This is a genomic window from Streptomyces mabaensis (genome assembly GCF_053763515.1).
Genome location: NZ_JBSOPZ010000014.1, coordinates 117532 through 144424 on the forward strand (window position 1 = coordinate 117532; position 26893 = coordinate 144424).

20 protein-coding genes and 3 pseudogenes are annotated in these 26893 nt (G+C 69.5%); 15 read left to right on the plus strand and 8 right to left on the minus strand.

The window, feature by feature from the left end; genetic code table 11:
• Nucleotides 1-21: 21 nt before the first annotated feature.
• Nucleotides 22-1968, plus strand: coding sequence for a DNA helicase RecQ (recQ, locus tag ACWV17_RS15180; protein ID WP_455360115.1), 1947 nt, complete (start codon nt 22-24; stop codon nt 1966-1968).
• Here the strand turns inward: recQ and ACWV17_RS15185 are convergent.
• Nucleotides 1969-2313 (minus strand): annotated as a pseudogene (locus ACWV17_RS15185) (DUF317 domain-containing protein); the annotation flags it as partial.
• A 319-nt stretch (nt 2314-2632) separates the two neighbouring features.
• Nucleotides 2633-3889: a hypothetical protein gene (locus ACWV17_RS15190; protein ID WP_455360116.1), complete on the minus strand. Its 1257-nt coding sequence runs from the start codon at nt 3887-3889 to the stop codon at nt 2633-2635.
• A gap of 225 nt (nt 3890-4114) precedes the next feature.
• Between ACWV17_RS15190 and ACWV17_RS15195 the strand changes: the two genes are divergently transcribed.
• Both ACWV17_RS15195 and ACWV17_RS15200 read left to right on the plus strand, forming a co-directional pair.
• Nucleotides 4115-4888 (plus strand): aminotransferase class IV family protein, encoded by a 774-nt coding sequence (locus ACWV17_RS15195; protein WP_455360117.1) that lies wholly within the window; start codon nt 4115-4117, stop codon nt 4886-4888.
• A 386-nt stretch (nt 4889-5274) separates the two neighbouring features.
• A pseudogene (locus ACWV17_RS15200) lies at nt 5275-5373 on the plus strand (DNA-binding protein); the annotation flags it as partial.
• A 258-nt stretch (nt 5374-5631) separates the two neighbouring features.
• On the opposite strand, the gene ACWV17_RS15205 reads toward ACWV17_RS15200, so the two are convergent.
• Both ACWV17_RS15205 and ACWV17_RS15210 read right to left on the minus strand, forming a co-directional pair.
• The gene (locus tag ACWV17_RS15205; protein ID WP_455360118.1) at nt 5632-6486 is read right to left on the minus strand and encodes an ABC transporter permease; all 855 of its coding nucleotides are present in this window, start codon (nt 6484-6486) and stop codon (nt 5632-5634) included.
• Nucleotides 6483-9176, minus strand: a complete 2694-nt coding sequence (locus ACWV17_RS15210) for an alpha/beta fold hydrolase (RefSeq protein WP_455360119.1) — start codon at nt 9174-9176, stop codon at nt 6483-6485. The genes ACWV17_RS15205 and ACWV17_RS15210 overlap by 4 nt, the downstream gene beginning before the upstream one ends.
• A 155-nt stretch (nt 9177-9331) precedes the next feature.
• Here ACWV17_RS15210 and ACWV17_RS15215 point away from each other — a divergent pair, with 155 nt between their 5' ends.
• The 3 genes from ACWV17_RS15215 (at nt 9332) to ACWV17_RS15225 (ending at nt 12433) form a co-directional block, all read left to right on the plus strand.
• Nucleotides 9332-9754 (plus strand): N-acetyltransferase family protein, encoded by a 423-nt coding sequence (locus ACWV17_RS15215; RefSeq protein ID WP_455354504.1) that lies wholly within the window; start codon nt 9332-9334, stop codon nt 9752-9754.
• Between the two features lie 251 nt (nt 9755-10005).
• Entirely contained in the window at nt 10006-11202 is a 1197-nt protein-coding gene (locus tag ACWV17_RS15220; protein WP_455360120.1) for a S8 family peptidase, read from the plus strand.
• Nucleotides 11203-11584: 382 nt separating this feature from the next.
• Nucleotides 11585-12433, plus strand: a complete 849-nt coding sequence (locus ACWV17_RS15225; protein WP_455360121.1) for a hypothetical protein — start codon at nt 11585-11587, stop codon at nt 12431-12433.
• Nucleotides 12434-12522: 89 nt separating this feature from the next.
• Here the strand turns inward: ACWV17_RS15225 and ACWV17_RS15230 are convergent, their stop codons facing one another.
• Nucleotides 12523-14022 (minus strand): CoA-acylating methylmalonate-semialdehyde dehydrogenase, encoded by a 1500-nt coding sequence (locus ACWV17_RS15230; RefSeq protein ID WP_455360122.1) that lies wholly within the window; start codon nt 14020-14022, stop codon nt 12523-12525.
• Nucleotides 14023-14392: 370 nt separating this feature from the next.
• Here ACWV17_RS15230 and ACWV17_RS15235 point away from each other — a divergent pair, with 370 nt between their 5' ends.
• Both ACWV17_RS15235 and ACWV17_RS15240 read left to right on the plus strand, forming a co-directional pair.
• The gene (locus tag ACWV17_RS15235) at nt 14393-14593 is read left to right on the plus strand and encodes a helix-turn-helix transcriptional regulator (RefSeq protein ID WP_455354508.1); all 201 of its coding nucleotides are present in this window, start codon (nt 14393-14395) and stop codon (nt 14591-14593) included.
• 129 nt (nt 14594-14722) lie between these two features.
• Nucleotides 14723-14950: a heavy-metal-associated domain-containing protein gene (locus tag ACWV17_RS15240; protein ID WP_455360123.1), complete on the plus strand. Its 228-nt coding sequence runs from the start codon at nt 14723-14725 to the stop codon at nt 14948-14950.
• Between the two features lie 527 nt (nt 14951-15477).
• On the opposite strand, the gene ACWV17_RS15245 is transcribed toward ACWV17_RS15240, so the two are convergent.
• Together ACWV17_RS15245 and recD2 are read right to left on the minus strand one after the other, a co-directional pair.
• The gene (locus ACWV17_RS15245; protein ID WP_455360124.1) at nt 15478-16767 is read right to left on the minus strand and encodes a citrate synthase; all 1290 of its coding nucleotides are present in this window, start codon (nt 16765-16767) and stop codon (nt 15478-15480) included.
• A gap of 146 nt (nt 16768-16913) precedes the next feature.
• Nucleotides 16914-19178, minus strand: a complete 2265-nt coding sequence (gene recD2 / locus ACWV17_RS15250) for an SF1B family DNA helicase RecD2 (RefSeq protein ID WP_455360125.1) — start codon at nt 19176-19178, stop codon at nt 16914-16916.
• A 373-nt stretch (nt 19179-19551) separates the two neighbouring features.
• Between recD2 and ACWV17_RS15255 the strand changes: the two genes are divergently transcribed.
• Nucleotides 19552-20616, plus strand: a complete 1065-nt coding sequence (locus tag ACWV17_RS15255; RefSeq protein ID WP_455360126.1) for a LacI family DNA-binding transcriptional regulator — start codon at nt 19552-19554, stop codon at nt 20614-20616.
• 99 nt (nt 20617-20715) lie between these two features.
• Nucleotides 20716-21225, plus strand: a pseudogene (locus ACWV17_RS15260) (GNAT family N-acetyltransferase); the annotation flags it as partial.
• Between the two features lie 97 nt (nt 21226-21322).
• Here ACWV17_RS15260 and ACWV17_RS15265 read toward each other — a convergent pair.
• Nucleotides 21323-22483, minus strand: coding sequence for an RNA-guided endonuclease InsQ/TnpB family protein (locus ACWV17_RS15265; protein ID WP_455354513.1), 1161 nt, complete (start codon nt 22481-22483; stop codon nt 21323-21325).
• A 143-nt stretch (nt 22484-22626) separates the two neighbouring features.
• On the opposite strand from ACWV17_RS15265, the gene ACWV17_RS15270 reads away from it, so the two are divergent.
• From ACWV17_RS15270 to ACWV17_RS15290, 5 genes are all read left to right on the plus strand, one after another.
• Entirely contained in the window at nt 22627-23415 is a 789-nt protein-coding gene (locus ACWV17_RS15270; RefSeq protein ID WP_455354514.1) for a sugar phosphate isomerase/epimerase family protein, read from the plus strand.
• 79 nt (nt 23416-23494) lie between these two features.
• The gene (locus ACWV17_RS15275) at nt 23495-24133 is read left to right on the plus strand and encodes a hypothetical protein (RefSeq protein WP_455360127.1); all 639 of its coding nucleotides are present in this window, start codon (nt 23495-23497) and stop codon (nt 24131-24133) included.
• Nucleotides 24130-24771, plus strand: coding sequence for a hypothetical protein (locus ACWV17_RS15280; protein ID WP_455354516.1), 642 nt, complete (start codon nt 24130-24132; stop codon nt 24769-24771). Before ACWV17_RS15275 ends, ACWV17_RS15280 begins: the two co-directional genes overlap by 4 nt.
• Entirely contained in the window at nt 24771-26420 is a 1650-nt protein-coding gene (locus ACWV17_RS15285; RefSeq protein ID WP_455354517.1) for a putative T7SS-secreted protein, read from the plus strand. Before ACWV17_RS15280 ends, ACWV17_RS15285 begins: the two co-directional genes overlap by 1 nt.
• Nucleotides 26420-26653 carry a hypothetical protein gene (locus ACWV17_RS15290; RefSeq protein ID WP_455354518.1) on the plus strand — a complete coding sequence of 78 codons (234 nt, stop codon included), beginning with the start codon at nt 26420-26422 and terminating at the stop codon, nt 26651-26653. The genes ACWV17_RS15285 and ACWV17_RS15290 overlap by 1 nt, the downstream gene beginning before the upstream one ends.
• Nucleotides 26654-26893 lie beyond the last annotated feature (240 nt).

The following is a 26893-nucleotide window of genomic DNA, read 5'->3' on the forward strand; positions in this document are numbered from 1 at the left end:
CCCATCTCGTACACTCGCCGGATGAGCGCTTCCGACCTCGAGACCGCACCAGAGGTGACCGACGCGCTGCGCGTGCTGCACCGCGTCTTCGGCTACGACTCCTTCCGCGGCAGCCAGCAGGAGATCATCGAGCACGTGGTCGGCGGGGGCGACGCGCTCGTCCTCATGCCGACCGGTGGCGGCAAGTCGCTCTGCTACCAGATCCCGGCGCTGGTCCGGAAGGGCGTCGGCGTCGTCGTCTCGCCGCTGATCGCCCTCATGCAGGACCAGGTCGACGCCCTGCGCGCCCTCGGTGTCCGGGCGGGCTTTCTCAACTCCACCCAGGACCTGGACGAGCGGCGGCTCGTGGAGACCGAGTTCCTCGCCGGAGAGCTGGACCTGCTGTATCTGGCGCCGGAGCGGCTGCGCGTCGAGTCGACGGTACGGCTGCTGGAGCGCGGCACGATCTCGCTGTTCGCCATCGACGAGGCGCACTGCGTGGCCCAGTGGGGGCACGACTTCCGGCCCGACTACCTCGCCCTCTCCGCACTGCACGAGCGCTGGCCCGACGTACCGCGCATCGCGCTCACCGCGACCGCCACCGAGGCCACGCACGCGGAGATCGCGTCCCGCCTCGCGCTCCAGGACGCCCGTCACTTCGTGGCGAGCTTCGACCGGCCCAACATCCAGTACCGCATCGAGTCGAAGGACGAACCGAAGCGGCAGCTGCTGAACCTGCTGCGCACCGAGCACGCCGGGGACGCGGGGATCGTCTACTGCCTCTCGCGGGCGTCGGTCGAGAAGACGGCCGAGTTCCTGGTGAAGCAGGGAATCGAGGCGCTGCCGTACCACGCGGGGCTCGACGCCCGTACGAGAGCCGAGCACCAGGCGCGCTTCCTGCGGGAGGACGGGCTGGTGATGGTCGCCACGATCGCCTTCGGCATGGGCATCGACAAGCCCGATGTGCGCTTCGTCGCCCATCTCGACCTGCCGAAGTCCGTGGAGGGGTACTACCAGGAGACCGGGCGTGCGGGGCGCGACGGACTGCCGTCGACGGCGTGGCTGGCGTACGGGCTCCAGGACGTCGTCCAGCAGCGCAAGATGATCGACGGCTCGGAGGGCGACGACGCGCACCGGCGCCGGCTGTCCGCGCATGTCGACGCCATGCTCGCGCTCTGCGAGACGGTCGAGTGCCGGCGGGTGCGGCTGCTCGACTACTTCGGGGAGAAGAGCGGCGCGTGCGGCAACTGCGACACGTGCCTGACCCCGCCGGAGTCCTGGGACGGGACGGTCGCCGCGCAGAAGCTGCTGTCGACGGTGGTACGGCTGAAGCGGGAGCGCGGCCAGAAGTTCGGGGCGGGGCAGATCACCGACATCCTGCTGGGCAGGAAGACGGCGAAGGTCATCCAGTTCGACCATGACGCGCTGAGTGTGTTCGGCATCGGCACGGAGCTGCGCGAGGCGGAATGGCGGGGCGTGGTACGGCAGTTGCTCGCGCAGGGGCTCATCGCGGTGGAGGGCGAGTACGGCACGCTGGTGCTCACCGAGGCGAGCGGTGAGGTGCTGGGCGGGCGGCGCGAGGTCGCCCTGCGCCGCGAGCCGGAGAAGCGGGCGCGGGTGACGAAGCCGAGCACCGCCAAGCGCGGCGCGGCGCCGGTCGACCTGCCGGCCGGGGCGGTACCGGTGTTCGAGGCGCTCAGGACGTGGCGGGCCGCCACGGCGAAGGAGCAGGGCGTCCCGGCGTACGTCATCTTCCACGACGCGACCCTGCGCGAGATCGCGACCACCGCGCCGACAGGCCTCGCGGAGCTCGGCACGGTGAGCGGGGTCGGCGAGAACAAGCTGGCCAAGTACGGCGAACAGGTCCTGGCCACACTGGGCACGGCCGCGGCCCCCGAGCCGCGCCCCGAGTCCCAAGAGCCTGGGAACCCGTCGGAGGCACCCCCGTGGGACCCCACCGAGGAGCCACCGAACGACGTGGACTGGTAGACGGGTGGTTTCCAGCACGCGCGTCACAGCGGCGGCGACGATTTCGGCCGGCGTCTCGGTGTCGAAGGAGATGCTGTACCCGGGGACCTTCGCCGTACCGGTGACGGCGATCTACCAGCCCTCGCCGTCGGTTCCGGGACGGCCGAGCGGAGACCAGCCCAAGTAGAAGCGGCCGTCCTTCGAATCAACGTGCACGTCGGCGCGGTCGTCCACCACCATGTGGAAATCCTCGGCAGAGAACTGATCCATCACGAGCGCGGGATCGCCCGGGCCGAGCTGCCAGTCACGCACTTTCAGAGCCTTGACGGTGGTGGAGGAGCCGGGGCTCCTGGGAGCCACGGTCACGGCGATCACCTCTCTGACCTGGGGTTCTGGAAGGTCGTCTACGCTGACATCGCTCTGCACCCGTTGGCCAGTCTTTTGAGACTCTTTCCCGTCTGCCCCCGGCGAACCGGTTGTCCTGCGACAGCGGACCTGGACCGATTGACACCGAAGTTGGACCACCATCCGCGGCCGTGCCGAACATTCGTGCAGCGATACGGCGAGAATGCTCCTTGTGGAGAACAACGACGAGGACACAGAGCCAGCGGACGAGACGAGATTGTCCGCCGAGGAGGCTGAGGAGCTCTCCAGGCTGTTGTGTGACCTGACGGGGCTGATGGTCTCAGTGAAGGTCGAGGCGGAAGCCCCCGTAGCGGGGGCGGCCGTCCGGCTCGCTGAGCAGATCCGCACAGGACTCGGGCAGCCAGACTGCCGCATCCAGGACGACAACGACGGTGCAGACGCGGTGCTGGGACCGGTCAGCGGGGACGCCGACGACCCCGGACCCGCGTTGAGAGCTGCGATGACCGCTCTCGGCGGCAGCTGGGGGGACGTCGCCGTCACGACGAACATCGCGGGCCCGGTGCACTACGTCATCCGCGCCGCCGAGCAGAGCCCGGACGAGGCCGGTGCCACACGGATCCACCTGTGGGCGGCAAGCGCAGGGGCACTCATCCGCTACGCCGAGGAACACTCTTGAGCTCCCGTGCGCTCCACCACCGCGACGCGCTCCGCCAGGCTCGCGCGGCGAGAGCCGCCGGAGCAGCGGCTCAGCTGGCGCCTGGTCCACCGCGACAACGGTGAACCCGGCCTCTGCCAGGGCGATGGTGTAGGCCCCAGCGCCGTATCCGAGGTCCACAGCGCGCCGCGGAATGTCCGCAGGGAGGGAAGTCAGCAGGGCGCGGAACCGCGCCGAGACGGGCACACGCAGCTCCTCGCCGGCGGCGCGCAAGTGGAACGAGGTGACGGGGGCCTGCCAGTCCCGCACCCTCTCTTCGAGCGAGCGCAGCACCTCCCCGTTGTAGATGCGGTGGTACCGGCTCAGCGTCATCACGAAGTGCTTGGCATCGGTACGACCGGCCTGGGCGATGAGCTCCCGCATGGTCTCGGTGATGCAGGACGGCGCGAACCGGCCATCCGCCAAGGGCGCCAGGACCGGCTTCTCCATCAGGGAATCGATGCCGTTCTCGACGCAGTAGCGCAGGTACGCTTCGTGCGCCCGCACCTCGGTCGCGATGTACACCTTCACGGGCAGCTCGGGCAGACGGAGCCGCCGGAGGGCGGCTCGGATCAGCTCTGATTGCTTCTGCTGCGCGGTCACGCCACGGCGCGACTCGGGGAGGTAGATGACCTCCCGAGGCTTCAAGTCGACCTCCTGGATTCGCTCCTCGATCGTTGGCCGCTCCGACTCCAGGTCGATGACGGAGTACGAATCGACGTGGCCGTCCTCAATGGCGTCCTTGATGCAGGGCAGGTACTTGTTGGCGACGATCTCGTCGAAGCCGACCACGACGAGGTTGTGCCGACGCGTGGCGGGGCGGGGACCGAGAGCGGCGGCTCGTCCCACGGGCTCCTCGACGCATTGGAGGGTCGGCTGCATGGGGATCAGCGTCGATGTCGCCCGAGACGTTCGAGAGTCGGTTCTCATCCGCATTGCTCCCACTCGTGCTGTGACTGTTCGGAGCTGTTCCGAAGCAGACCGGACGTTGGTGGCCACGGCCGTGATCGCCTCTTGCCGAAGATCGCGCAGGTGGCGTACTGGCCGAAGACAGAGCTGTCCTCCCCGGGTGGCTGAGGGGAGTGAACGAGGTGACACGCTGGCCGCATGGCAGAACTCAACGGAGAACCGGTCGAGCTGGCCCAGCTCCAGAACCTGGCCCTGACCAACTACGGCCACTTCACCTCCATGCGGGTGGACGACGGACGCGTACGCGGCCTGTCCCTGCACATGGAGCGGCTTCAGCGCGACTGCCGAACGCTCTTCGGCGCCAACATCGACCCACAGCGCGTCCGCGAGCTGGCCAGGCGTGCCGCTCCCCTCACCGGATCCGCCACGGTCCGTGTCACTGTCTTCGACCCCAGCCTCGACCTCGGGCATCCGAACAAGGCCAACGACCCGCACGTCTTGGTGACCTCACGGCCGGCGGGCGCCCTCCCGCTCCCGCCGCTCAAGGTGCAGTCCACGACCTACGTACGCGACGTACCGAGCGTCAAGAGCGTCGGCCTCTTCGCGACCCTGCACCACCGCCGTCACGCACAGCTGAACGGCTTCGACGACGCCCTCTTCGTAGACCAGGAGCGCATGATCTCGGAGGGAGGCACCTGGAACGTCGGATTCTTCGACGGCAGTCAGGTGATCTGGCCAAACGCCGACTGCCTTGTCGGCGTGACCATGGAGCTCCTGAAAAACGCCCACGAGCACGTCACGCGGACAATCCGACTGGACGACCTGACAAACATGCAGGCCGTATTCGCCACCAACGCGGCGATCGGCGTCCGCGCCGTCAGAGCGATCGACGGCATCGAGCTGCCTGAATCCCACGCGATCATCGATGCGCTCCGTAAGGAGTACACGGAGATCACAGGCGACTTGCTGTAACGCTCCGAGGTCCGGCTCCCACTGGCTAGGCTGGGCAGGACCGGCCAGCAGCAAGGAGTCCTGGGGTGGCGACAGTTGAGCGATGGTCCGGACTGGAGGTCCGGGCCTTACCCGAGGCATCGCGGATGAGTACCGAGGAGTTCGCGACGCGCCTCGGTGTCAGCGATCGCATGGTGTCCAAGTGGGAAGCACGCAAGGACACGATCCGGCTCAGGCAGGTGAACCAAGCGGCTCTGGACACACTCCTCGCCAGCTCCGCGCCCGATGTCCACGAGCGGTTCGCGAGCCTCGCCCGCTCGCTGGGCACGGTGCTTCCCACCCAGGAGACCTCAAGCCCCGGTCTCCAGCCGCAGCAGCGCCAGGTCCGCCACCCGCGCGACGGCAAGATGGCCCTGGTCGAGGCCGGTACCTTCCTGTGCGGCGAGAAGAACGAGCCGGTCTGGCTCCCGTCCTTCTACATCGACGTCTTCCCGGTCACCAACAACGACTACGCGCGCTTCGTGGCCGCCACCGGCCACGAGCCGCCCCAGCATTGGCACCGTGGCACATGCCCCGAGGCCATCCTCGATCCGGGCTCAGTCGGCACAGCCCGGCACGGCGGGCACGCGGGGCCGGCACCGCGGGCGCGCGGCCGGCGCGGCGGCGAGTGTGGCCGGGCCCAGCGGGCGCGCGCGGCCGGCGCAGCGCGGCACGCGCCGGGCACGCGGGGTTCTCGCCGCCGCCCCCGGCGACCCGGCGCCCGCTCAGGACACGATGTCCTTGTGGGCGAAGCCGCGGAACGCCAGGGCGAACAGCACCACCGCGTAGGTCACCGAAACCGCCGCGCCCTTGACCATTCCGCCCCACTCCAGCTGCGGCTGCAACGCGTCCGCCCAGGCGAACTGCCAGTGCGCCGGCAGGAAGTCGCGCCACGAGCCGAGTGCCGTCACCGCGTCCAGCACATTGCCCACGATCGTCAGGCCCACCGCCCCGCCCACCGCGCCCAGCGGCGCGTCCGTCTTCGTCGACAGCCAGAACGCCAGCGCCGCCGTGACCAGTTGTGAGACGAAGATGAAGGCGACCGCGAGCGCGAGCCTCGGCACGGTGTCGCCCGCCGCCAGCGCGCCGCCGGTCGGCAGCTTCAGCGGCCCCCAGCCGTACGCGACCGTGCCCGCCGCCAGCGCGACCACCGGCAGCAGCACCATCGCCGCCAGGCTGAACCCGAGCGCGACGGTCAGCTTCGACGCGAGCAGCCGGGCCCGCGGTACCGGCGCGGCCAGCAGGTAGCGCAGCGAGGACCAGCTCGCCTCGGATGCCACCGTGTCACCGCAGAACAGCGCCACCGGCACCACCAGCAGGAAGCCGGCCGAGACGAAGAGGCAGGTCGCGGCGAAGTTGGCGCCGGACGCGGTGGCGGTGTCGATGAGCGTGATCCGGTCGTTCCCACCGCCGTCCGGCTCCCCGCCGATCGCGAACGCCGCGATCAGGATGAACGGCAGCGCTCCCAGCACCGCCCCCATCACCAGCGTCCGGCGCCTGCGCCACTGCCGCTTCGCCTCGACGCGCAGCGGAAGGGTGTGGCGAGCGCGGTATCCGGGAGCCGCGGTCAGCGTGCTCATGCCGAACCTCCGATCAGGGTGAGGAACGCGTCCTCCAGGCGGCGGTGCGGTCCCACACCGGTCAACGGCACGTCCAGGCGGACGAGTTCGGCGATCAGCTCACTCGGGGTCGCGCCATCGAGGCGTACCAGCAGGCCCTCGTCCGTACGGACCGCCGAGCCGACCCCTTCGAGTGCCGCCGCCTTCTCGGCCAGCGCCTCGGTGACCTCCCCGGCCACGGTGACGAGCAGCATGTCGCCGCCGCCCGTGATCTCCGCGACCGGGCCGGCCTGCACCAGCCGCCCGCGGTCCATGACCACCAGGTGGGTACAGGTCTGTTCGACCTCCGCGAGCAGGTGGCTGGAGACGATGACGGTCCGGCCACCGGCCGCGTACCGGATCATCACGTCCCGCATCTCGCGGATCTGGGGCGGGTCGAGTCCGTTGGTCGGTTCGTCGAGGATCAGCAGATCCGGCAGTCCCAGCATGGCCTGGGCGATGGCGAGCCGCTGCCGCATGCCCTGGGAGTACGTCCGCACGGCCCGCTCCAGCGCGTCGCCGAGCCCGGCGATCTCCAGCGCTTCCGCCAGGTGGGAGTCCTCGGCAGGGCGGCCGGTGGCCTGCCAGTACAGCTCCAGGTTGGCCCGGCCGGACAGATGCGGAAGGAAACCCGCGCCCTCCACGAAGGAGCCGACGCGGGAGAGGACGGGCGCGCCGGGGCGGATGGCGTGACCGAAGACCCGGATCTCGCCGCTGTCCGGGGTGATCAGGCCCATCAGCATGCGCAGGGTGGTGGTCTTGCCGGCGCCGTTGGGACCGAGGAGCCCGAGCACCTGGCCCTGTTCGACGCGGAAGGCGAGGTCGCGCACCGCGTACCGGTCGGCCGACTTGGCGTACCGCTTGGTCAGGCCGGTGATCTCCAGCGGTACGTCCGCCAGCGCGGGGTCGGGCGCAGGGGCCGCGGTGCGGCGGCGGGCGGTGAGCAACAGCCCGGCCGCCAGGGCGGCCGCGCCGAGCGGCAGTCCCCACGTCCACCAGGGCAGCCCGGCGGCGGCGGTCCTCACGCCGTCGGCGGTCGGCACGGTGAGCGGGCTCTCGACGGAGACGGTGTACGTGGCGGGGGCTACGGGTGACGCGTAGCCGAGGTCGGTCGCGGAGAGCACCAGGCGCAGCCGGTGGCCGGCCTCGACGCCGTGGTCGACGGCGGGGAGCGTCAGTTCGACGGTCCTCCCCGCCTTCGCGCCGGTCACGCGCACCGGTGCCACGAGCTGCGCGGGCAGCACCTGCTGCCGGCCGTCCGGCGCCACGTCGTAGACCTTGCCGAACAGCACCGCGGACCCGTCCGCCGCGCTGGAGGTCACCTTGACCCTGACGGTCGGCGATCCGGTGACGCGCAGGCCGGTGGCGAGCGGCGCGGAGTCGAAGCGCGCGTACTGGCCGGGGAAGTCGAGCGAGACCCCGACGCCGAGGGAGGAGAACTGCGAGAGGCCGCCGCCGATTCCGGGCAGGGCCGAGATCGCGGGCGGCGTGGCCCCGGCCGGGTTGCCGAAGGACTGCGCGCGGCCGCTCAGCGCGAACGTCCGGCCGCCACCGGCGAGTCCGGGGTAGCTGCCGCCGGTCGCACCCCTCAGCTGCGCGGCGCCGTTGGTGGAGTCGACGCCTCCGGTCCGGGTGACGCGGAAGGCCGGGCCGGTGTCGACACCCTTGTCCTGCTTCAGATGGCGGTCGAACCAGGTGGAGATCCGGCTCTCGACGCGCACCGTCTCCCGGTCCCCGCCGTCGTGCCCGCCCGCGATCCAGTCGACGGCGACGGGCGCGCCGTTGGCCCGGATCGTCTTCGCCATGGCGTCGGCGTGGCCGAGCGGGAAGAGGGAGTCGGACTGGCCCTGCACGATCAGAGCCGGGACCTTGATCCTGTCGCCGACGGCGGACGGGCTGCGCTGCTCCAGCAGGGCGCGGGCGGCCGCGTCGGGCCGGCCGGCGACGGCGACCCGTTCGTACATCTCGCACAGCCGCTTCTCGAACCGCCCGCATCCGGTCTGCGTCGGGCCGGCGGGGCGGGCGGGCTCGGCGGGGCCGGCGAGGCCGTTCGCACCCTGCGCCGAACCGGTCGTGAAGAACAGCCCGGCCCACAGTTTCTTGAAGACGCCGTTCGGGAAGAGCGAGTCGGCCAGGTTCCAGTAGGTGATCTGCGGGGCGATCGCGTCGACACGCTTGTCGTGGCCGGCGGCGAGCAGCGAGACCGCTCCGCCGTACGAGGAGCCCGTGACTCCGACGCGCGGGTCGCCGGCCGCGTCGAGCTCCACCTCGGGGCGCCCGGCGAGCCAGTCGATCAGCCGGGACACGTCCTTGACCTCGTGATCGGGGTCGTTGATGCCGATCCGCCCACCGGACTGGCCGAAGCCGCGCGCGGACCAGGTGAGCACGGCGTAGCCGTCCCGCGCCAGCTTCTCGGCCTGCGCCCTGACGTCGTCCTTGCTGCCGCCGAAGCCGTGGCCGATCAGTACGGCGGGCCGCCGCCCGCCGCCGCCGGCCGTGAAGTACGAGGTGTCGATCCCCGCCCCCGGCATCTGCATCACTCGGTCCGCCCGCCGCACGGCGGGCTCGCCGTCGGAGGCGGCGGCGGTCCAGGTGCCGGCTCCCGCGAGGACGGCGAGGGCAGCCGCACCGGCGAGAAGGCGCCGGCGGCGCCGGGGAAGTCGGATCTCCATGACGACAAACCCTAAGCGCCATTTCCCTCCGCCTAAGCTGCCCTCAGGCGGAGGTCCGCGTCTCCTTGAGGAGTACGCGGGCCGTCCGGCGTACAGCAGACGCGGTACACCTTGCACCTTCCCCGTTCCCACCTTCCCCGGAGAGGCGACGCTTCATGGAGATCCGACGGGCGACGACCGTGGCCGAACTCAGCGCGGCGCAGCATCTGTTCGACGGACCGGTACGGCAGGCGTGGGCCGAGCGCTTCCTCGCCTCCCCCGGGCATCTGATGCTGATCGCGTACGTCGACGGGTTCCCGGCCGGCATGGTCTCGGGGATAGAAATGAGCCACCCCGACAAGGGCACGGAGATGTGCCTGTACGAACTGGGGGTGGACGAGGCGTACCGGCGCCGAGGCATCGGCCGCGCACTGACCGACGCGCTGGCGGCGGTCGCGCGGGAGCGCGAGTGCTACGACATGTGGGTGGGGGTGGACACGGACAACGATCCGGCGCTGGCGACCTACCGGTCGGCGGCCGCGAAGGACGACGGGGTGTTCGCCCTGCTCAGCTGGCCCTTCGCGGACGAACCACAGTAACCACCCAGTGCGCCGCGGTCGGCGAGCCGGGTGATCCGCCCGTTGCCGCAGCCGATGTCGAGGACCCGGTCGGTCCCGGTGATCGGCGCGCCGTTCAATTGGCTGGAACCCGCCAGTAACGACATCTTGTGCACCCGGACACCGCACGAGACCCTTTCCTGCACTTCAGCATCACCTTCGCCAGTGCGCACCAAGGCAACCTGTACGTGCCCGAGATCCAGATCCGGTCAACGAAAGGTCAGGTGCACGAGATGAGATTTACTGCCCGCCGCATCGGGACGCTGATACCCGCAGTTGTCCTCGCGGCCGGTCTCCAGTTCGCCGGTACGACGTCCGCCCAGGGCGCTCCGACCGGCGATCTCCGTCTCGCCCCCTCTGCAACCGCCGTACAGAACAGCTGGATTGTCGTCCTCAAGGACGGCACGTCGACCGCCGCCACCACCGCCCTCGCCGACCGTTCCGGCGGTTCGGTCGACCACATCTTCCGCAGCGCGCTCAAGGGCTTCTCCGCCAAGATGTCCAAGGCGCAGGCTGCCGAGCTCGCGACCGACCCGCGCGTCGCGTACGTCGAGCAGGACGCCGTGGTCCGTATCAACGACACGCAGCCGAATGCCACTTGGGGCCTCGACCGCGTCGATCAGCGCAACCTGCCGCTGTCCGGCACCTACACGCACAACACCGCCGCGTCGAACGTCACCGCGTACATCATCGACACCGGGATCCGCACCTCGCACAGCGAGTTTGGCGGCCGCGCCCGGCTCGGCACGGACACCGTCGGCGACGGGCAGAACGGCAACGACTGCCAGGGCCACGGCACGCATGTCGCCGGCACGGTGGGCGGCAAGAACTACGGCGTCGCCAAGGGCGTCAAGCTCGTCGCCGTACGTGTCCTCAACTGCACGGGTTCCGGCACCAACGCCGGGGTCATCGCGGGCGTGGACTGGGTGACGGCCAACGCCGTCAAGCCCGCCGTGGCCAACATGAGCCTGGGCGGCGGCGCCAACACCACCCTCGACAACGCGGTGAAGCGGTCCATCGCCTCGGGTGTCAGCTACGCCATCGCGGCGGGCAACGGGAACATCCTCGGCTGGCCGGCCAACGCGTGCAACTACTCCCCGGCCCGCGTCCCCGAGGCGATCACGGTCGGCGCCACGGACAAGAACGACCGCCGCGCGTCGTTCTCGAACTACGGCACCTGCCTGGATCTCTTCGCTCCCGGGGTGGGCATCACGTCGGCCTGGAAGGACAACGACACCGCCACCAACACCATCTCCGGCACCTCGATGGCCACCCCGCACACGGCGGGCGTCGCAGCGCTCTACCTCGCGAACAACCCGACGGCGAGCCCGGCACAGGTCAGGGACGCGGTCGTGAACAACGCGACGAGCGGCAAGGTCCAGGACCCGAGGACCGGATCTCCGAACAAGCTGCTGTACTCGCTCTTCTGACCGCATAGGCGGACCTTTTGAGGGCAGGGGGGGGGGGGGGGGGGGGGGGGGGGGGGGGAGGCAACACTCCCCCCCCCCCCCTTACCCACCCCCCCCCCCCCCCCCCCCACCCCCCCACCCCCCAAAGGGGGGGGGGGATGTTGGCGGTATTTTTTTTGTTTTTCTCTGGTTGTGGGGGGGGTGTTTTGGGGGGGGGGGGGTTGTCTCTTTTCCCCCCCCCCCCCCCCCCCCGCCCCTTTCCGTTGCTCAGGACCGCTGTCCCTTGTCAAGCCCCGAGATTCAGCGGCGTGACGGGATTCACTCGCCGGGGCGTACTTGAGGCAGGGCCCGAACCGCCAGGGCCGTCAGCCACCCGCCCCCTTCTCTTATGGAGCAGAATCCCATGTCCCGCACCTCCCAGACCCAGCGTCTCGTGCTGATCTCCGCTTCCGCCGCCCTGGCCGCAGGAGGCGCGCTGCTGCCCTCCAGCGCATTCGCCATGCCGATGGACCCGTCCACGCCGGATCCGGAGCGCGTGGCGGTCGAACGGGCGATCGCGAAGGCCGACGAGTTCGGCTCGGCCGAGATCGACACCACCATCCAGATGCCCGCCGCCGATCCGGTCGCGATGGAGGGCACCTACTCCTGGGGCGACGAGGTGGCCCTGGACTTTGAGATGGACGCCGAGGCAGCCGGTATGCAGGACCTGGTGTCCGACGGGACCGTCCGGTGCGTGTTCGTCGACGGGGCGTACCACTACAACGTCGATCCGCAGACGAGCGGTCCGCTCCAGGGCAAGCGCTGGATGAAGGTCGACGCTTCGGCGGCATTGGGCGAGGCAGGCGCCTCGGCGCTCTCCGGCAGCGGCTTCAGCGACCTGGGCCTGCTCACACTCGCCGACGACGTCAAGAACGTCGGCGAGGAAACCGTGCTCGGCAAGAAGGCCACGCACTACAAGGGCGTGATCACCAAGGACGACCTGGGAGCGGCCAAGGAGCTGCTCAGGCCGGAGGACGAGAAGGCGCTCCTGAACGAGTTCACCGCAGGCGTCGAGGAGATCACGATCGATGCCTGGGTGGACGGCAATGACCTGCCCGTCCGGATCAAGGAGCAGGTGGGCCCGAGCATCGTCACCATGGACTTCGACAAGTTCGGCCCGACCAAGCCCATCAAGGCCCCGCCGGCCGGCGACACGGTGGACATGACCGAGGAGGTCAAGGCGGCGATGCCCGGCTCCGGTGCGCAGACCTGACCTTCGGCCCCGGCCCGCCGCGTCGGCCCGTACGGAAGCGGATTCCGTACGGGCCGACGCGTGCGCCGGTGCGCGCCGCCGGTGCGCGGTCAGTGGTTCCGCGGGAAGCCCAGGTCCACGCCCGCCGGGGCGTCGGCCGGGTCCGGCCAGCGGGTGGTCACGACCTTGCCGCGGGTGTAGAAGTGCACGCCGTCGTTGCCGTAGATGTGGTGGTCGCCGAAGAGCGAGTCCTTCCAGCCGCCGAAGGAGTGGTAGCCCACCGGCACCGGGATCGGGACGTTCACGCCGACCATGCCGGCCTGGATCTCCAGCTGGAAGCGGCGGGCGGCGCCGCCGTCACGGGTGAAGATGGCGGTGCCGTTGCCGAACGGGGAGGCGTTGATCAGCTCGACGCCCTCCTCGTACGTCTCGGTGCGCAGGACGCACAGCACCGGGCCGAAGATCTCGTCGCGGTAGGCGTCGGAGTCGGTCGAGACCTTGTCGAGCAGCGACAGGCCGATCCAGTGGCCGTCCTCGAAGCCGTCCACGGTGTGTCCCGTGCCGTCGAGGACCACGTCGGCGCCCTGGGCGGCCGCGCCGGTGACGTAGGAGGCGACCTTGTCGCGGTGCGCCTTGGTGATCAGCGGGCCCATCTCGGACGTCGGGTCGTTGCCCGGACCGATCTTGATCTTCTCGGCGCGCTCGCGGATCTTCTGGACCAGCTCGTCGGCGATCGAGCCGACCGCGACGACCGCCGAGATCGCCATGCAGCGCTCACCGGCCGAGCCGTACGCGGCGGAGACGGCCGCGTCGGCGGCGGCGTCCAGGTCGGCGTCCGGCAGGACCAGCATGTGGTTCTTGGCGCCGCCGAGCGCCTGGACGCGCTTGCCGTTGGCGGAGGCGGTGGTGTGGATGTACCGGGCGATCGGGGTGGAGCCGACGAAGGAGACCGCCGAGACGTCGGGGTGCGCGAGCAGCGCGTCGACCGCGACCTTGTCGCCGTGGACGACGTTCAGCACGCCGTCCGGCAGGCCGGCCTCGGAGGCCAGCTCGGCGAGCTTCATGGACGCCGACGGGTCCTTCTCGCTGGGCTTGAGGACGAAGGTGTTGCCGCAGGCGATGGCCAGCGGGAACATCCACATCGGCACCATCGCCGGGAAGTTGAACGGGGTGATGCCCGCGACAACACCGAGCGGCTGGCGGATGGAGGAGACGTCCACGCGGTTGGAGACGGACGTGGACAGCTCGCCCTTGAGCTGCGTGGTGATTCCGCAGGCCAGCTCGACGATCTCCAGACCGCGGGCGACCTCGCCCAGCGCGTCCGAGTGCACCTTGCCGTGCTCGGCGGTGATCAGCGCGGCGATCTCGTCGCGGTGGGCGTCGAGCAGCGCGCGGTACGCGAAGAGGACCTTGGTACGGGCGGCGAGGGAGGACTGCCCCCAGGTCTCGAACGCGGCCTTGGCCACGGATACCGCGGCGCCGACCTCCTCGGTGGAGGCGAGCGCGACCTGGGTGGTGACCTCGCCGGTCGCCGGGTCGGTGACCGGGCCGTAGTTGCCCGACGCGCCCTCGACGGTCTTGCCACCGATCCAGTGGTTGACGGTCTTCATTACGTACTCCTTCACAGATGGCGACGTCGCGCTGGGGCTTGACGGTCGTACTCCTCGCGGGGCCGGGGCCGCCGACGGGCGGGTCGCGGTCTCGGCCACTGGACCAATCCCACCATGCCTGCGCGGCGGGCGGGCCGGACACAGTGTCGGGCGTTTCGGTCTCCGCGTAGACACACCAGTGTCGTCCCTCTCGTGTCACACATGTCCCGGTTACGCGGCCCTTCCGTCACAGCCGGTCGACAGGCCCTCCCCTGTCCGGCGTCCGTGTCGTTCACGGAACACAGGCTGAGTTGATCGTCAGCAGTCCGTGCCCCAGCTCCCCCGACGGCCCCCCCGGCTGCCGCTGCGGTGCGGACAGGGAGGTGCCACCGTGACCGACCGAAGGCTCTGGTCCTACAAGGACATCGCCGCGCACATCCGCGTGCAGCCGGACACCGTCCGCTCGTACCGCAAGCACGGCCTGCTCCCGCCGCCGGACCACGTCGAGGGAGGCAAGCCCTACTGGTACGCCGACACCGTCCGCGCCTGGGTCGCCCGCCGCCCCGGCAACCGGGGCAGACGCGTGGACTGAGACGCCACGCCCGCACCGACTCGCTCCTCAATACCCCCTAGGGGTATAGTGTCGAGTGCGTCAGGAGATACCGGGGTACCCGATGCCTCCTGGCGCCCCCGACACGTACGCACCGACGAGGAGAACGCCATGACCACCCAGACCGAGATCACCACCGTCTACCGGGTCACCGGCATGACCTGCGGCCACTGCGAAGGCGCCGTCACCGCCGAGATCTCCGGGATCCCCGGCGTCACCTCGGTGAAGGCGGTAGCCTCCACCGGTCAGGTGACCGTGGTCTCCGCGACCCCGCTCGGCGAGGACGCCGTGCGCGCCGCGGTCGACGAGGCGGGCTACGAGCTCGACGGACAGGTCTGAGCGCACCCTGGCGGCGAACCGCCCTCATCTCAAGTTCTTCACATGAGGTCCGCAGCATCCACACCTCTGAGCGCCGATCGTCATATCGGGGCTCTTGCGCCACTACTGGACATATGCAAGAGACGTAGATCACAGCAATCCGAACGTAACCATTCGGGGGGCTCGCGAGTCTAAGAGGCGATGCCAGAAACGTCTTGGGGGACGTTTCAGTGGATGTCTTGGGGGACGTCCTGGGCAAGCGTTGGCCGGGGCACGTGCCACGCGGGGTGCTTTGAGCGGCCCTCCCGCACGTACGCGTCCCGGCAGACCGCATACGGAGCTTGCGACCCGCAGACGCCCGGACGGATCCCGTGGGGGGAATCCGCACCGGGGAAATGGGAAGCGCCCCGACCGTCGACCCGTGGGGGGATCGGCGGCGGGGCGCTTTCCGCTTGGCGTACGTCAGCGGGCACGTCGGCAGGTTGTACGCCGGCAAGCTCTACGTCAGCGGCCGGTGCGTCGGCGGGCTGTGCAGCGGCGGACGAACGTCAGCGGGCCTCGACCGGGACGAAGTCGCGCAGGACCTCGCCGGTGTAGATCTGGCGCGGACGGCCGATACGGGAACCCGGCTCCTTGATCATCTCGTGCCACTGGGCGATCCAGCCGGGCAGCCGGCCGAGCGCGAAGAGCACGGTGAACATCTCGGTCGGGAAGCCCATCGCCCGGTAGATCAGACCGGTGTAGAAGTCGACGTTCGGGTAGAGCTTGCGCGAGACGAAGTAGTCGTCGGCGAGCGCGTGCTCCTCCAGCTTCAGCGCGATGTCGAGCAGCTCGTCGGACTTGCCGAGCGCCGAGAGGACGTCGTGCGCCGCCGCCTTGATGATCTTCGCCCGCGGGTCGAAGTTCTTGTAGACGCGGTGCCCGAAGCCCATGAGCTTCACGCCGTCTTCCTTGTTCTTCACCTTGCGGATGAAGGTGTCGACGTCGCCGCCGGACTGCCTGATGCCCTCGAGCATCTCCAGGACCGACTGGTTGGCGCCACCGTGCAGGGGCCCCCACAGGGCGCTGATACCGGCGGAGATCGAGGCGAACATGTTCGCCTGCGAGGAGCCGACCAGGCGCACGGTGGACGTCGAACAGTTCTGCTCGTGGTCCGCGTGCAGGATCAGCAGCTTGTCGAGCGCGGAGACCACGACCGGGTCCAGCTCGTACTCGGCGGCCGGCACCGAGAAGGTCATGCGCAGGAAGTTCTCGACGTAGCCGAGGTCGTTGCGCGGGTAGACGACCGGGTGGCCGATCGACTTCTTGTACGCGTACGCCGCGATCGTCGGAAGCTTGGCGAGCAGCCGGATCGTCGACAGGTGGCGCTGGTTGTCGTCGAACGGGTTGTGGCTGTCCTGGTAGAACGTCGACAGTGCGCTGACCACGGACGACAGCATCGCCATCGGGTGCGCGTCGCGCGGGAAGCCGTCGTAGAAGCGCTTGACGTCCTCGTGCAGCAGCGTGTGCTGGGTGATCTCGTTCTTGAAGGCCGCGAGCTCGTCGACCGTCGGCAGTTCGCCGTTGATCAGCAGGTACGCCACCTCGATGAAGGTGCTGCGCTCGGCGAGCTGCTCGATCGGGTAGCCGCGGTAGCGCAGAATGCCCTGCTCACCGTCGAGGTAGGTAATCGCGGATTTATAGGCGGCGGTATTGCCGTATCCGCTGTCCAGGGTGACCAGACCGGTCTGGGCTCGGAGCTTCCCGATGTCGAAGCCCTTGTCACCGACGGTGCTGTCGACCACCGGGTAGGTGTATTCACCGTCCGCGTACCGCAGTACTACAGAGTTGTCGCTCACGTCATCCCTCACCGACGTAGTGCCTCTTTTTCGAGGTGCCCTGACTGTCTCTACCTTCCCCCATTTGGCCCAGGAGAGTGCACTCGGGGTCGACCATCAGGCCTATCGACGGCACTGAGTGCCGCCAACTTCCACATCCTGCCTTCTTACCGCGGGTTCCGGAAACCCGGGCCGGGTGCCGCTTGGGTGACGTTTCCCGCGGGCAGCGTGCCGGACAGCCGATGCGCGACCGCGGTATGCCGCCGGCCTGCGGAAACGGTCCGAACCGCCTGGCCCAGCGCCTTGCGCGAGCCCACCAGGACCACGAGCTTCTTGGCCCGGGTGACGGCCGTGTAGAGCAGATTCCGCTGGAGCATCATCCACGCGCCGGTGGTGACCGGGATCACCACGGCGGGGTACTCGCTGCCCTGCGAGCGGTGGATCGTCACGGCATACGCGTGCGCCAGTTCGTCCAGTTCGTCGAAGTCGTACGGCACCTCCTCGTCCTCGTCGGTCAGCACCGTCAGCCGCTGGTCATCAAGGTTGAGCGAGGTGACGACGCCGACGGTGCCGTTGAACACGCCGTTTCGCCCCTTCTCGTAATTGTTGCGAATCTGGGTGACCTTGTCTCCGACGCGGAAGACCCGGCCGCCGAACCTCTTCTCCGGCAGATCCGGCCGGGCGGGCGTGATGGCCTGCTGGAGCAGGCCGTTCAGCGTGCCCGCACCGGCCGGGCCCCGGTGCATCGGGGCCAGCACCTGGACATCCCGGCGCGGGTTCAGTCCGAACTTCGCCGGGATGCGCCGGGCGGCCACGTCCACCGTCAGCCTGCCCGCCTCCTCGGTGTCCTCCTCGGCGAAGAGAAAGAAGTCGGGCAGCCCGTCGGTGAGGGGCGGCACCCCGGAGTTGATCCGGTGGGCGTTGGTGACCACACCGGACTGCTGGGCCTGCCGGAAGATCCGGGTGAGCCGGACGGCCGGGACCGGGCCGCCGTCGGCGAGCAGATCGCGCAGCACCTCGCCCGCGCCCACGGAGGGCAACTGGTCCACATCGCCGACCATCAGCAGATGGGCACCGGGTGCCACCGCCTTGACCAGCTTGTTCGCCAGCAGCAGGTCGAGCATGGACGCCTCGTCGACCACCACCAGATCGGCGTCGAGCGGCCGGTCCCGGTCGTACGCCGCGTCGCCGCCCGGTCTCAGCTCCAGCAGCCGGTGCACGGTGGAGGCCTCGGCCCCGGTGAGCTCGGCGAGCCGCTTGGCGGCCCGGCCGGTCGGCGCCGCGAGGACCACCTTGGCCTTCTTGGCGCGGGCCAGCTCCACGATGGACCGGACGGTGAAGGACTTCCCGCAGCCCGGCCCGCCGGTCAGCACCGCCACCTTCCTGCTGAGCGCGAGCTTGACCGCCGCCTCCTGCTCGGGCGCCAGCTCCGCCCCCGTACGGTCCGCGAGCCAGGCCAGCGCCTTGTCCCACGCCACGTCCTGGAAGGCCGGCATCCGGTCCTCCTCGGCCCGCAGCAGGCGCAGCAGCTGCGCGGACAGGGAGAGCTCCGCCCGGTGGAAGGGCACGAGGTAGACGGCCGTGACGGGCGGGCCGCCGTCCGGGGCGGGGACCTTCTCTCGTACGACTCCCTCCTCCTCCCCCGCGAGCTCGGCCAGGCAGTCGATCACCAGCCCGGTGTCGACCTGAAGGAGCTTCACCGCTGCGCTGATGAGCTGCTCCTCGGGCAGGAAGCAGTGGCCCTGGTCGGCGGACTGCGACAGCGCGTACTGCAGGCCGGCCTTGACCCGCTCCGGGCTGTCGTGCGGTATCCCGACGGCCTGGGCGATCCGGTCGGCGGTCAGGAAGCCGATGCCCCAGACATCGGCGGCCAGCCGGTAGGGCTGGTTCTTCACTATGGAGATCGAGGCGTCGCCGTACTTCTTGTAGATGCGGACGGCGATCGAGGTCGAGACCCCGACTCCCTGGAGGAAGACCATGACCTCCTTGATGGCCTTCTGCTCCTCCCAGGCGGCACCGATCAGCTTGGTGCGCTTGGGGCCCAGTCCGGGCACCTCGATGAGCCGCTCCGGCTGCTGCTCGATGACGTCGAGGGTGTCCGTACCGAAGTGCTCGACGATCCGCTCGGCGATCTTCGGCCCGATGCCCTTGATCAGGCCGGAGCCGAGATAGCGGCGTATGCCCTGGATGGTGGCCGGCAGGACGGTCGTGTAGTTCTCCACCGTGAACTGCTTGCCGTACTGCGGATGGGAGCCCCAGCGGCCCTCCATGCGCAGCGATTCGCCGGGCTGCGCGCCGAGCAGCGAGCCGACCACCGTGAGGAGGTCGCCGCCACCGCGGCCCGTATCGACACGGGCGACCGTGTAGCCGCTCTCCTCGTTGGCGTACGTGATCCGCTCAAGGACCCCTTCGACCACTGCTGGGTTGGACATGATCCGACGCTACCGCCGGGCGCCGACAGCGCGTGCGGCCTGTGGACAAGTCCCCGCCCTGTGGACGGTCAGGGAACGGGGGCCGAACTCATCGAGGGGGCCCGGCCCGTCGGCCGGGACCCCTCGCGGTTCCCTCCCCGTCAGGTCTTCCCGATCCCCCCGGATCCCCTCCCAGAAGCCCTGACTCCCAGTACGACCCACAAACGGCGGGAATGGTTGCACGGCTGCGGGGAGTTTCTTTCCGCCTACAGCACGTGCTCGGCGAACCGGGCACCGTACCGCGATAGCAAGCGCTTTCTGTGCCCGATGAAGCTAGCCTGCGGACAGCGGCCCGGCAAGGGCCCGGCGGACAAACGCTCCTCGGGAGGACCTCATGACAGTGACGCTGGCGGATGTGGCGGCCCGCGCCCAGGTCTCCCCTGCCACGGTCTCCCGGGTGCTGAACGGCAACTACCCGGTGGCCGCGTCGACGCGGGAGCGGGTGCTGCGGGCGGTCGACGAACTCGACTACGTACTGAACGGGCCCGCCAGCTCGCTCGCCGCCGCCACCTCCGACCTGGTCGGCATCCTGGTCAACGACATCGCCGACCCGTTCTTCGGGATCCTGGCCGGGGCCGCGCAGTCCGAGATCGGCGGCCAGGAGGGCACCGGGCGGGCCGGTGGCGAGAAGCTCGCCGTCGTCTGCAACACCGGCGGCTCGCCCGACCGCGAGCTCACCTACCTGACCCTGCTTCAGCGGCAGCGCGCCGCCGCGGTCGTCATCACCGGCGGCGCCGTCGAGGACCCGGAACACTGCGCCGCCATGACCGCCAAGCTGGCGAAGCTGGCGGCGGCCGGCACCCGGGTGGTGCTGTGCGGGCGGCCGCGGCTCGCCGGTGCGGAGGACTCCGTCACGGCCGCGCTCACGTTCGACAACCGGGGCGGCGGACAGCGGCTCACCGAGCACCTGCTCACCCTCGGCCACCGGCGCATCGGTTACATCGCGGGCCCGGCCGGCCGCACCACCACCCGGCACCGGCTGGAGGGCCACCGGGCGGCCATGGCCGCGGCGGGGCTCGGCGACGGCGCGGACCGGCTCACCGTGCACGGCCCGTACGACCGCCGGACCGGCTTCGACGCCACCCGGGAACTGCTGCGCCGGGACCCCGGGCTGACCGCCGTCGTGGCGGCGAACGACACGGTGGCGCTGGGCGCCTGCGTGGCGCTGCGCGAGGAGGGCCTGAGCATCCCGGGCGACGTCTCGGTGGCCGGCTTCGACGACCTGCCGTTCAGCGCGGACGCGGTCCCGGCCCTGACGACCGTACGGCTGCCGCTGTACGAGGCGGGGGCGCGGGCGGGACGGCTGGCGATGGGCCGCGAGGAGCCGCCGCCCGGGGGCCTCGCGAACGTCCCGGCGGACCTGATCGCCCGCGCCTCGACGGCCCGGCCGGGGCGGTGACCACGTGCAGGCGGGCGCGGCGCGAGCGGCCGCGGGCCGGCGCGTTATCGTGAGATCACCCGGCACCCGGAGGACCACATGACGACCACGCCCGGAAAGGTCACGTTGCGCGAGCCGGCGCCCGGGGACCTCGGGTGGATCGTGCAGCGGCACGGCGCGCTCTATGCCGCCGAGTTCGGCTGGAACGCCGACTTCGAGGGACTGGTGGCCCGGATCGTCGCGGACTTCGCCCAGGACCACGACCCCCTCCTGGAACGGGTGTGGATCGCCGAACTGGACGGCCGGCCGGTCGGTTCGGTGATGTGCGTACGGGACGACGTGCCCGGCACGGCCCGGTTGCGCCTGCTGCTGGTCGATCCGGCGGGCCGGGGCCACCGGATCGGTGAGCAACTGGTCGGCGCCGTGGTGGATTTCGCGCGCGAGGCGGGGTACCGGGAACTCGTGCTGTGGACCAACGACGTGCTGGCCGCGGCCCGGAAGATCTATCAGCGCGCCGGCTTCACGCTCGTCGCGGAGAAGCCGCACCGCTCGTACGGAGTGGACCTGGTCGGCCAGGACTGGCGGCTCGGCCTCCAGGAAGGAACCGCACGGTCAACTTCTCGGCCGTAACGACCGAGCTTGTCGACTCAGTCGTCTACACCTAGTCGCGCTCCCGACTGCCCCCTACGACAGGGCGGTCACGGGTCGCATCTACCAGCCAGGGAGGTTAAGCCCTTTGTGGTACGGGTCCGTTGACGAGAACCCACGCCGAGCGGGCGCGGTTGCGCACGTTGACCCCGGCGACGTGATCGGCGGGCCCAGCGAGGCCGCACCGACGACAGCGGAAGGTGTCCCGGGTGGGACGGTTGTGTCTCGCTGTGTGTCCGCAGCGCGGGCACATCTGCGAGGTGTAGTGGGCGTCCACCGCGACCACCGGTACTCCGGCCCGCCGGGCCTTGTACCGGAGGTGTTCTTCGAGCTGGTGGAACGGCCAGGAGGAGAGCGCGGCCCGCTGGTCGCGGGGAGGCCGTACCCGGTCACGGATGCCGCCCAGTTCTTCGAGGGCGATACCGCGTCCGGTGCGTTGTGCGACGGCCACGATCTCCTTGCTGATCTTGTGGTTGACGTGCGCGGCGTGCCGCGCCTCACGCTTGGCCCGCCGCTTGGCACGGCGGGTAGCGGAGCGGGTCTGCTTCGCCTGGAGTTCAGCACGCTTGCGGGCGTGCCAGCGCCGGTACCGCACCAGCCGGCGGCCCTGGTAGTTGTCCCCGTCGGAAGTGGTGGCGAGGTTGGCGATGCCCCGGTCCACACCGATCCAGTCCACCGGATCAGTGTTCAGCGCCGCTTCGGGGACCTCGCACACCGCAATCAGGAACCACATGCCGCCCCGGTGAACGAGATCCGACTCGCACTGCCGGTATTTCGCCAGCATCGCCAACTGGCCGGGGTGCCCGGTGTACCGGATGCCCTTGATCCGCCCGGCCACGGTCCAGATGCTGACGGTCTTGGCGTCGTGCTGCCACGACAAGATCCGGTCGTCATACGGCTGCGCGGCATCGTGACGGAAGACAATCGGCTTCGACTCGGCACGCCCGCGCCGCTTCGACCCGGCCGGACCGAGGTGCCCCGCCCGGATGTTCGCACGCAACGTCGTGTAGGAGTCCACGACCTTCTTCACCGTGCGCACGGCCGGTTGGGCAGCGAGCCCGAACTCGACCTTGAGACGGGCGTAGACGAGCTTCTGCAACTCGTTACGGGACGTGGTGCCCGTCTCGTACGCCACCACCGATACGGCATCGGCCGCCCGGTTGCACGCGGACAGGGTCGCAGCCAAAGCCGTCGCCACCCCGGGCGACGGCAGCAGCTTCACCTGCACCACGATCTTCACCTCTTCAACCTATCCCCGACCACTGACAACAGCCGAAAGGACAGGTCACGCCAGATGTGCAGATAACTCCGCTGCTTCGCGGCTCCGCTCCAAGGACCCATCCCTCCCCGGCCTGAAGGCCGGGGCACCCTGGGAGAAATCAGATGAAGTTCGCCTTCTCAACCCTCGGCCTTCCCGGAATGCCGGTCCCCGACGTGGTGCGGCTCGCGGCCGCGCACGGCTACCACGGCGTGGAGCTGCGCGCGCACCCCGAGGAGCCCGTGCACCCGGGCCTCGGAATGCGGGAACGGGCCGAGGTGGTCAGGCAGTTCGCGGACGGGGGCATCGAGATCCTTTCCGTCGCCGGCTACACGAAGGTCGCGGCGGAGGGCGACGAAGAGTCCGTGCAGCACGAGCTGGACGAGCTGGTGTTCCTCGCGTCCGACCTACGCGCGCCCTACGTCCGGGTCTTCCCCGGCGGCGGCGACCAGGACCCGGCGGAGGCGGACGCGACGGCGGCGCGCAGGCTGGCCGCCGTCGCCCCGCTCGCCGCCGACCGCGGGGTGCGCGTCCTGCTGGAGACCCACGACTCGCACCGCACGGGCGCCGACGCGATCCGCGTCCTGGGCCCGGTCGGGCACGCGAACATCGGCGCGCTGTGGGACGTGATGCACACCTGGCTGGGCGGCGAGGACCCGGTGGACACCCACGCCGCCCTCTCTCCGCACCTCGGCTACGTCCAGGTCAAGGACATCGCCTCGGCCGAGGACACCACGCCACTGCCGCTGGGCGCGGGGGTGCTGCCGCTCGCCGAGGCGGTGGAACTCCTCGGGGTCGACGCGTGGCTGTGCTGGGAGTACGAGAAGCGCTGGCACCCCGAGGCCCCCGACCTGCCGGAACTACTGGCCGCGGGACGGAAGTACCTGCAAGACCGGGCTGACGCGGCTACCTGACAGCGGGTGGACCACTTCGCGCCATCCTTGCAGAGACGTTCAAGACGAGCGAGAGTTCGCTCATGTGACAATTTCTGGCGTGATCACGAACGACGACGGGACAGTGGGGCAGGAAAGGCCCTACCGGCTGGCGGACTTGGTCGACTCACTGTCGCCTTCACCCGGCGAGGCCGACCCGGCCAACCGACCAGAGTGCGGGAGTCACCACGGAGGCTTCGCGGACCAGTGGCGTCTGCTGCGCGCCGCAGCGACGGAACGGTCTGCCACCAAACAGCAGACCCCAGACCTCCCTGCTACATCAGCGGTGAGAGAGGGGGATCGCGCTGCGTCTTCCAGAGAGCACGGAAGCGTTGCTGCGAACGCACGCGAGGTGGTTCTGGAACGCATCGCTCTATTCCGCAGTGCCATTGTCATGGTGCCCCTCGATGAACGAGGCAGCCCATGGTCTGCCGAACAGGGAGATGTTCGTTGGATCCTGGCGTTCTCCAGCGAGACAACGATGGCACAGTTCGCGCTTGCGCGGTGTGACGGAGCACGGGAGTGGGGGTTCCGAACGGTGTCGGGCGCGCGGCTGCTGGACGATGTCGTTCCAGCCGTCACGGTGCCGTGCGGTGTGGCGCTGGATCCGGGATGCGAGGAGGGAATGCTGTTCCCACCCGTGGTGGGGATCGTGCCGGACTCAGCAGCTGTGGATTTGGACAACGAAGGGGTGTCATGAGCGGGGGCGAGCCGGATCTCGCGGCCCCTGAGGCAGCTTTGGCTCTGATCGCTGACGGGATCACGAAGGCGATAGCCGAGCTGAAAGAGCTCGGCATGGTCGGTGAAGCGAGCATGGGGCGCGGCTTCTCCGACCTTGTGTTGTCAGGTCTCGAGCTGGGCCACGGAGGATTGGCGGCTGAGTTCAAGACGTTCTGCGAGCGCTGGGAGTGGGGTGTCCGCTCACTGGTGCAGAAGGGCAACACGTTCGCGCAGCAGGTGGGGTTGTCTGCGGGTGTCTTTCATGAGCAGGAGCAGTACCTCGGCAACAGCTTCAAGGTGCTGGCGAACTCGGTGAACGGCAATCCCTACGCGAGTGAGGAGGACATCACCAAGAAAGACTGGGCCGAAATCCGCACGCAGTCGGCGTACGACAACCCGGACTGGAGCTCGGCGTCCGCGGAAAAGGCTCACGCGAATGTCAAGCAGACATGGCGGGACACGGCCTGGGACGTGAACGACGGACTGATGGACTCAATGGAGAACGCCGGGATGGTGGATCCGGCCATAAGGGACGTGGCGGACGGCAGGCTCGACGAATGGATTGGCCCTTCAGATGACGCCCACGACAGGGCGAACGAGCAGAGCTGGGGCAGCTGATGCCGGACTGGGGGCCGCTTGGCGACTGGGCAAACAAGGGCCTTGGCGGGCTTGAGGAGGGCGCCGACTGGGGCAAGGAAAAGCTCGGCGAGGGCGTCGACTGGACCACCGACCGGATCGGTGACGGCCTGGACTACGTCGATGCAGAAGACGCCGCCGATGCAGTGGAGGACTGGGGCGATCGCACCGCTGCGTCGCTCGGCGCGGAGGTGGGCGAGCAGCAGCTCGGCAAGACCGAGGACGCCAACGAGCTCGTCCACGGCAGCCCAAGCACCATCCGGGAGAAGGCAAAGCATCTCTTCGACTTCCAGGTGGCGTTCGACCGCGTCGGCCAGGGCATGAAGCGGCTCGATTCCTCGCATTGGAAAGGTGAAGCGGCCGAGGCGTTTCGCGACGAATTCGCCATGCATCCCGCCGATTGGCTGCACGCCGCTGACGCCTGCGAGAGCGCGGCCAAGGCGCTGGGCGCCTACGCAGACACAGTCAAGTGGGCACAGGACAAGGCCAAGGAGGCGATCGATCTCTACAAGGAAGGCAGGGAAGCCTCCGCCAAGGCCGTCGACGCGCACCAGAAGAAGGTCGATAATTACGAAACGCTCCTCAAAGCGGGAGAAGATCCGGGCCCGAGGCCCGGGACTCTCTCCGACCCGGGCATGACTCAGATGGAGCGCGCTCAGGAGATCCTCGACGACGCCCGTCGGCAGCGCAACGACGCTGCGGAGACCGCAAAGAAGGCCGTCAGCGCGGCCCTAGCGCATGCACCAGCTGAGCCGCCGCCCCTGGAGCGGGCCGTCAACGACTTCATCACCGGCAGGGTGGCTGCAGGCGTCGAACTCGCCCACGTGGTGGGCGGCGTGGCCAAGGGCGCTGGAGGGCTGGTCAACTTCGTCCGCGGCGTCAATCCGCTGGACCCGTACAACCTGACCCATCCGGCCGAGTACTACGAGAGCATCAACACGACACTCGCCGGCCTGGCTGCAAGCGTTGCCCACCCCGACCGGACCATCAAAAACGCCTGGGACGGCCTCAAGAACGACCCGAGTGAGTTCCTCGGCCGACTCATACCTGAACTCATCGGAACCAAGGGGTCCGGTCTCGGTCGCGCTGGCCTCCGGGCCGGACTGAGGAACCCAGGAGTCGGATCCCTGCAACGGCTGACCGACGAATGGCTTACGGGAGCACGAAGGCGTCCACGCGACCTGCTCGACGACCCGGAGCAGACCCGGTGGGCCGAGCAGGCGTACGCAAACTTCCTGGAGGATTCGCGCGACATCGACGCCATCGCTCAGGGCACCCACGGGGTGACCCGCGCAGACGGCTCCACCGGATTCACTGCTGAGGAGATTGCAGCGGTCAAGAAGCATGTCTTCGATACGGAACACCCCATCGAAGACTATGAAACGGGCCAGGTCGTCATGCGGAAGTTCGATGCGGACGCGGAGATAGCCGACGCCTGGATCCGGTTGCGCTCGGGCAATGCGCTCCCCGAGGATCATCTTCTGCTGGAACACGAAGTTGCCGAGCTCACTTATCTCCGCGAAAACCCCGGAGCCACTTATCAGGAAGCGCACCGCGTGGCGAACGAAAAGTACAATTGGCAGGAACAGGTGCCGCTGAACAAGCGCGAGGACATGGAGGGTGATTGGTGATGGCTGCACTCGTCTACTTTCGGAAGGTATCCGAAGGCGAGAACTTCATCGAGTACGTTTTTGGTGACGATCCGGCAGAAATGTCACGCCGTCTGACCATGGACACCACCAGCCGCAGATCCCAGCCCGTCGATGGTGACGCGGACTACCTCTTCCTCAAAGCGTCGCGGAAGATCAACGCGATGTTCGGAGAGACTACCCGCTGGCCCGATCGCGGCATGAGTGCAAGTTAGGAGCGCCGGTCGCCGTTTCCGTACTCGCCCCATAGCAGAAGATAACGCCCCGCGGGGGAACCGTTCGGCCGGGCAGAGGCGTCCCAGGGGGGTGCCGTCGGAGAGTCTCCGCCGGGCGGTGTCGGCCTCGCTGCTGGCTGCGACCGTCGACTTCCCTCTCCAGCCGCCCGCGGCCGGCCGCACACCGCCATCGGCGCGCCCCCCTCCCTTGCGCCGGTGGCGGTCCCTTCTCGGGCGGGT

What these genes read in the sequence shown, in the direction of transcription:
- ACWV17_RS15215 (WP_455354504.1), top strand. Translation starts at nt 9,332, where the DNA reads ATGGAGATCCGACGGGCGACGACCGTGGCCGAACTCAGCGCGGCGCAG.
- ACWV17_RS15285 (WP_455354517.1), top strand. Translation starts at nt 24,771, where the DNA reads ATGCCGGACTGGGGGCCGCTTGGCGACTGGGCAAACAAGGGCCTTGGC.
- ACWV17_RS15280 (WP_455354516.1), top strand. Translation starts at nt 24,130, where the DNA reads ATGAGCGGGGGCGAGCCGGATCTCGCGGCCCCTGAGGCAGCTTTGGCT.
- ACWV17_RS15195 (WP_455360117.1), top strand. Translation starts at nt 4,115, where the DNA reads ATGGCAGAACTCAACGGAGAACCGGTCGAGCTGGCCCAGCTCCAGAAC.
- ACWV17_RS15220 (WP_455360120.1), top strand. Translation starts at nt 10,006, where the DNA reads ATGAGATTTACTGCCCGCCGCATCGGGACGCTGATACCCGCAGTTGTC.
- recD2 (WP_455360125.1), bottom strand. Translation starts at nt 19,178, where the DNA reads ATGTCCAACCCAGCAGTGGTCGAAGGGGTCCTTGAGCGGATCACGTAC.
- ACWV17_RS15210 (WP_455360119.1), bottom strand. Translation starts at nt 9,176, where the DNA reads ATGGAGATCCGACTTCCCCGGCGCCGCCGGCGCCTTCTCGCCGGTGCG.
- ACWV17_RS15270 (WP_455354514.1), top strand. Translation starts at nt 22,627, where the DNA reads ATGAAGTTCGCCTTCTCAACCCTCGGCCTTCCCGGAATGCCGGTCCCC.
- ACWV17_RS15240 (WP_455360123.1), top strand. Translation starts at nt 14,723, where the DNA reads ATGACCACCCAGACCGAGATCACCACCGTCTACCGGGTCACCGGCATG.
- ACWV17_RS15205 (WP_455360118.1), bottom strand. Translation starts at nt 6,486, where the DNA reads ATGAGCACGCTGACCGCGGCTCCCGGATACCGCGCTCGCCACACCCTT.
- ACWV17_RS15230 (WP_455360122.1), bottom strand. Translation starts at nt 14,022, where the DNA reads ATGAAGACCGTCAACCACTGGATCGGTGGCAAGACCGTCGAGGGCGCG.
- recQ (WP_455360115.1), top strand. Translation starts at nt 22, where the DNA reads ATGAGCGCTTCCGACCTCGAGACCGCACCAGAGGTGACCGACGCGCTG.
- ACWV17_RS15255 (WP_455360126.1), top strand. Translation starts at nt 19,552, where the DNA reads ATGACAGTGACGCTGGCGGATGTGGCGGCCCGCGCCCAGGTCTCCCCT.
- ACWV17_RS15290 (WP_455354518.1), top strand. Translation starts at nt 26,420, where the DNA reads ATGGCTGCACTCGTCTACTTTCGGAAGGTATCCGAAGGCGAGAACTTC.
- ACWV17_RS15225 (WP_455360121.1), top strand. Translation starts at nt 11,585, where the DNA reads ATGTCCCGCACCTCCCAGACCCAGCGTCTCGTGCTGATCTCCGCTTCC.
- ACWV17_RS15190 (WP_455360116.1), bottom strand. Translation starts at nt 3,889, where the DNA reads ATGCAGCCGACCCTCCAATGCGTCGAGGAGCCCGTGGGACGAGCCGCC.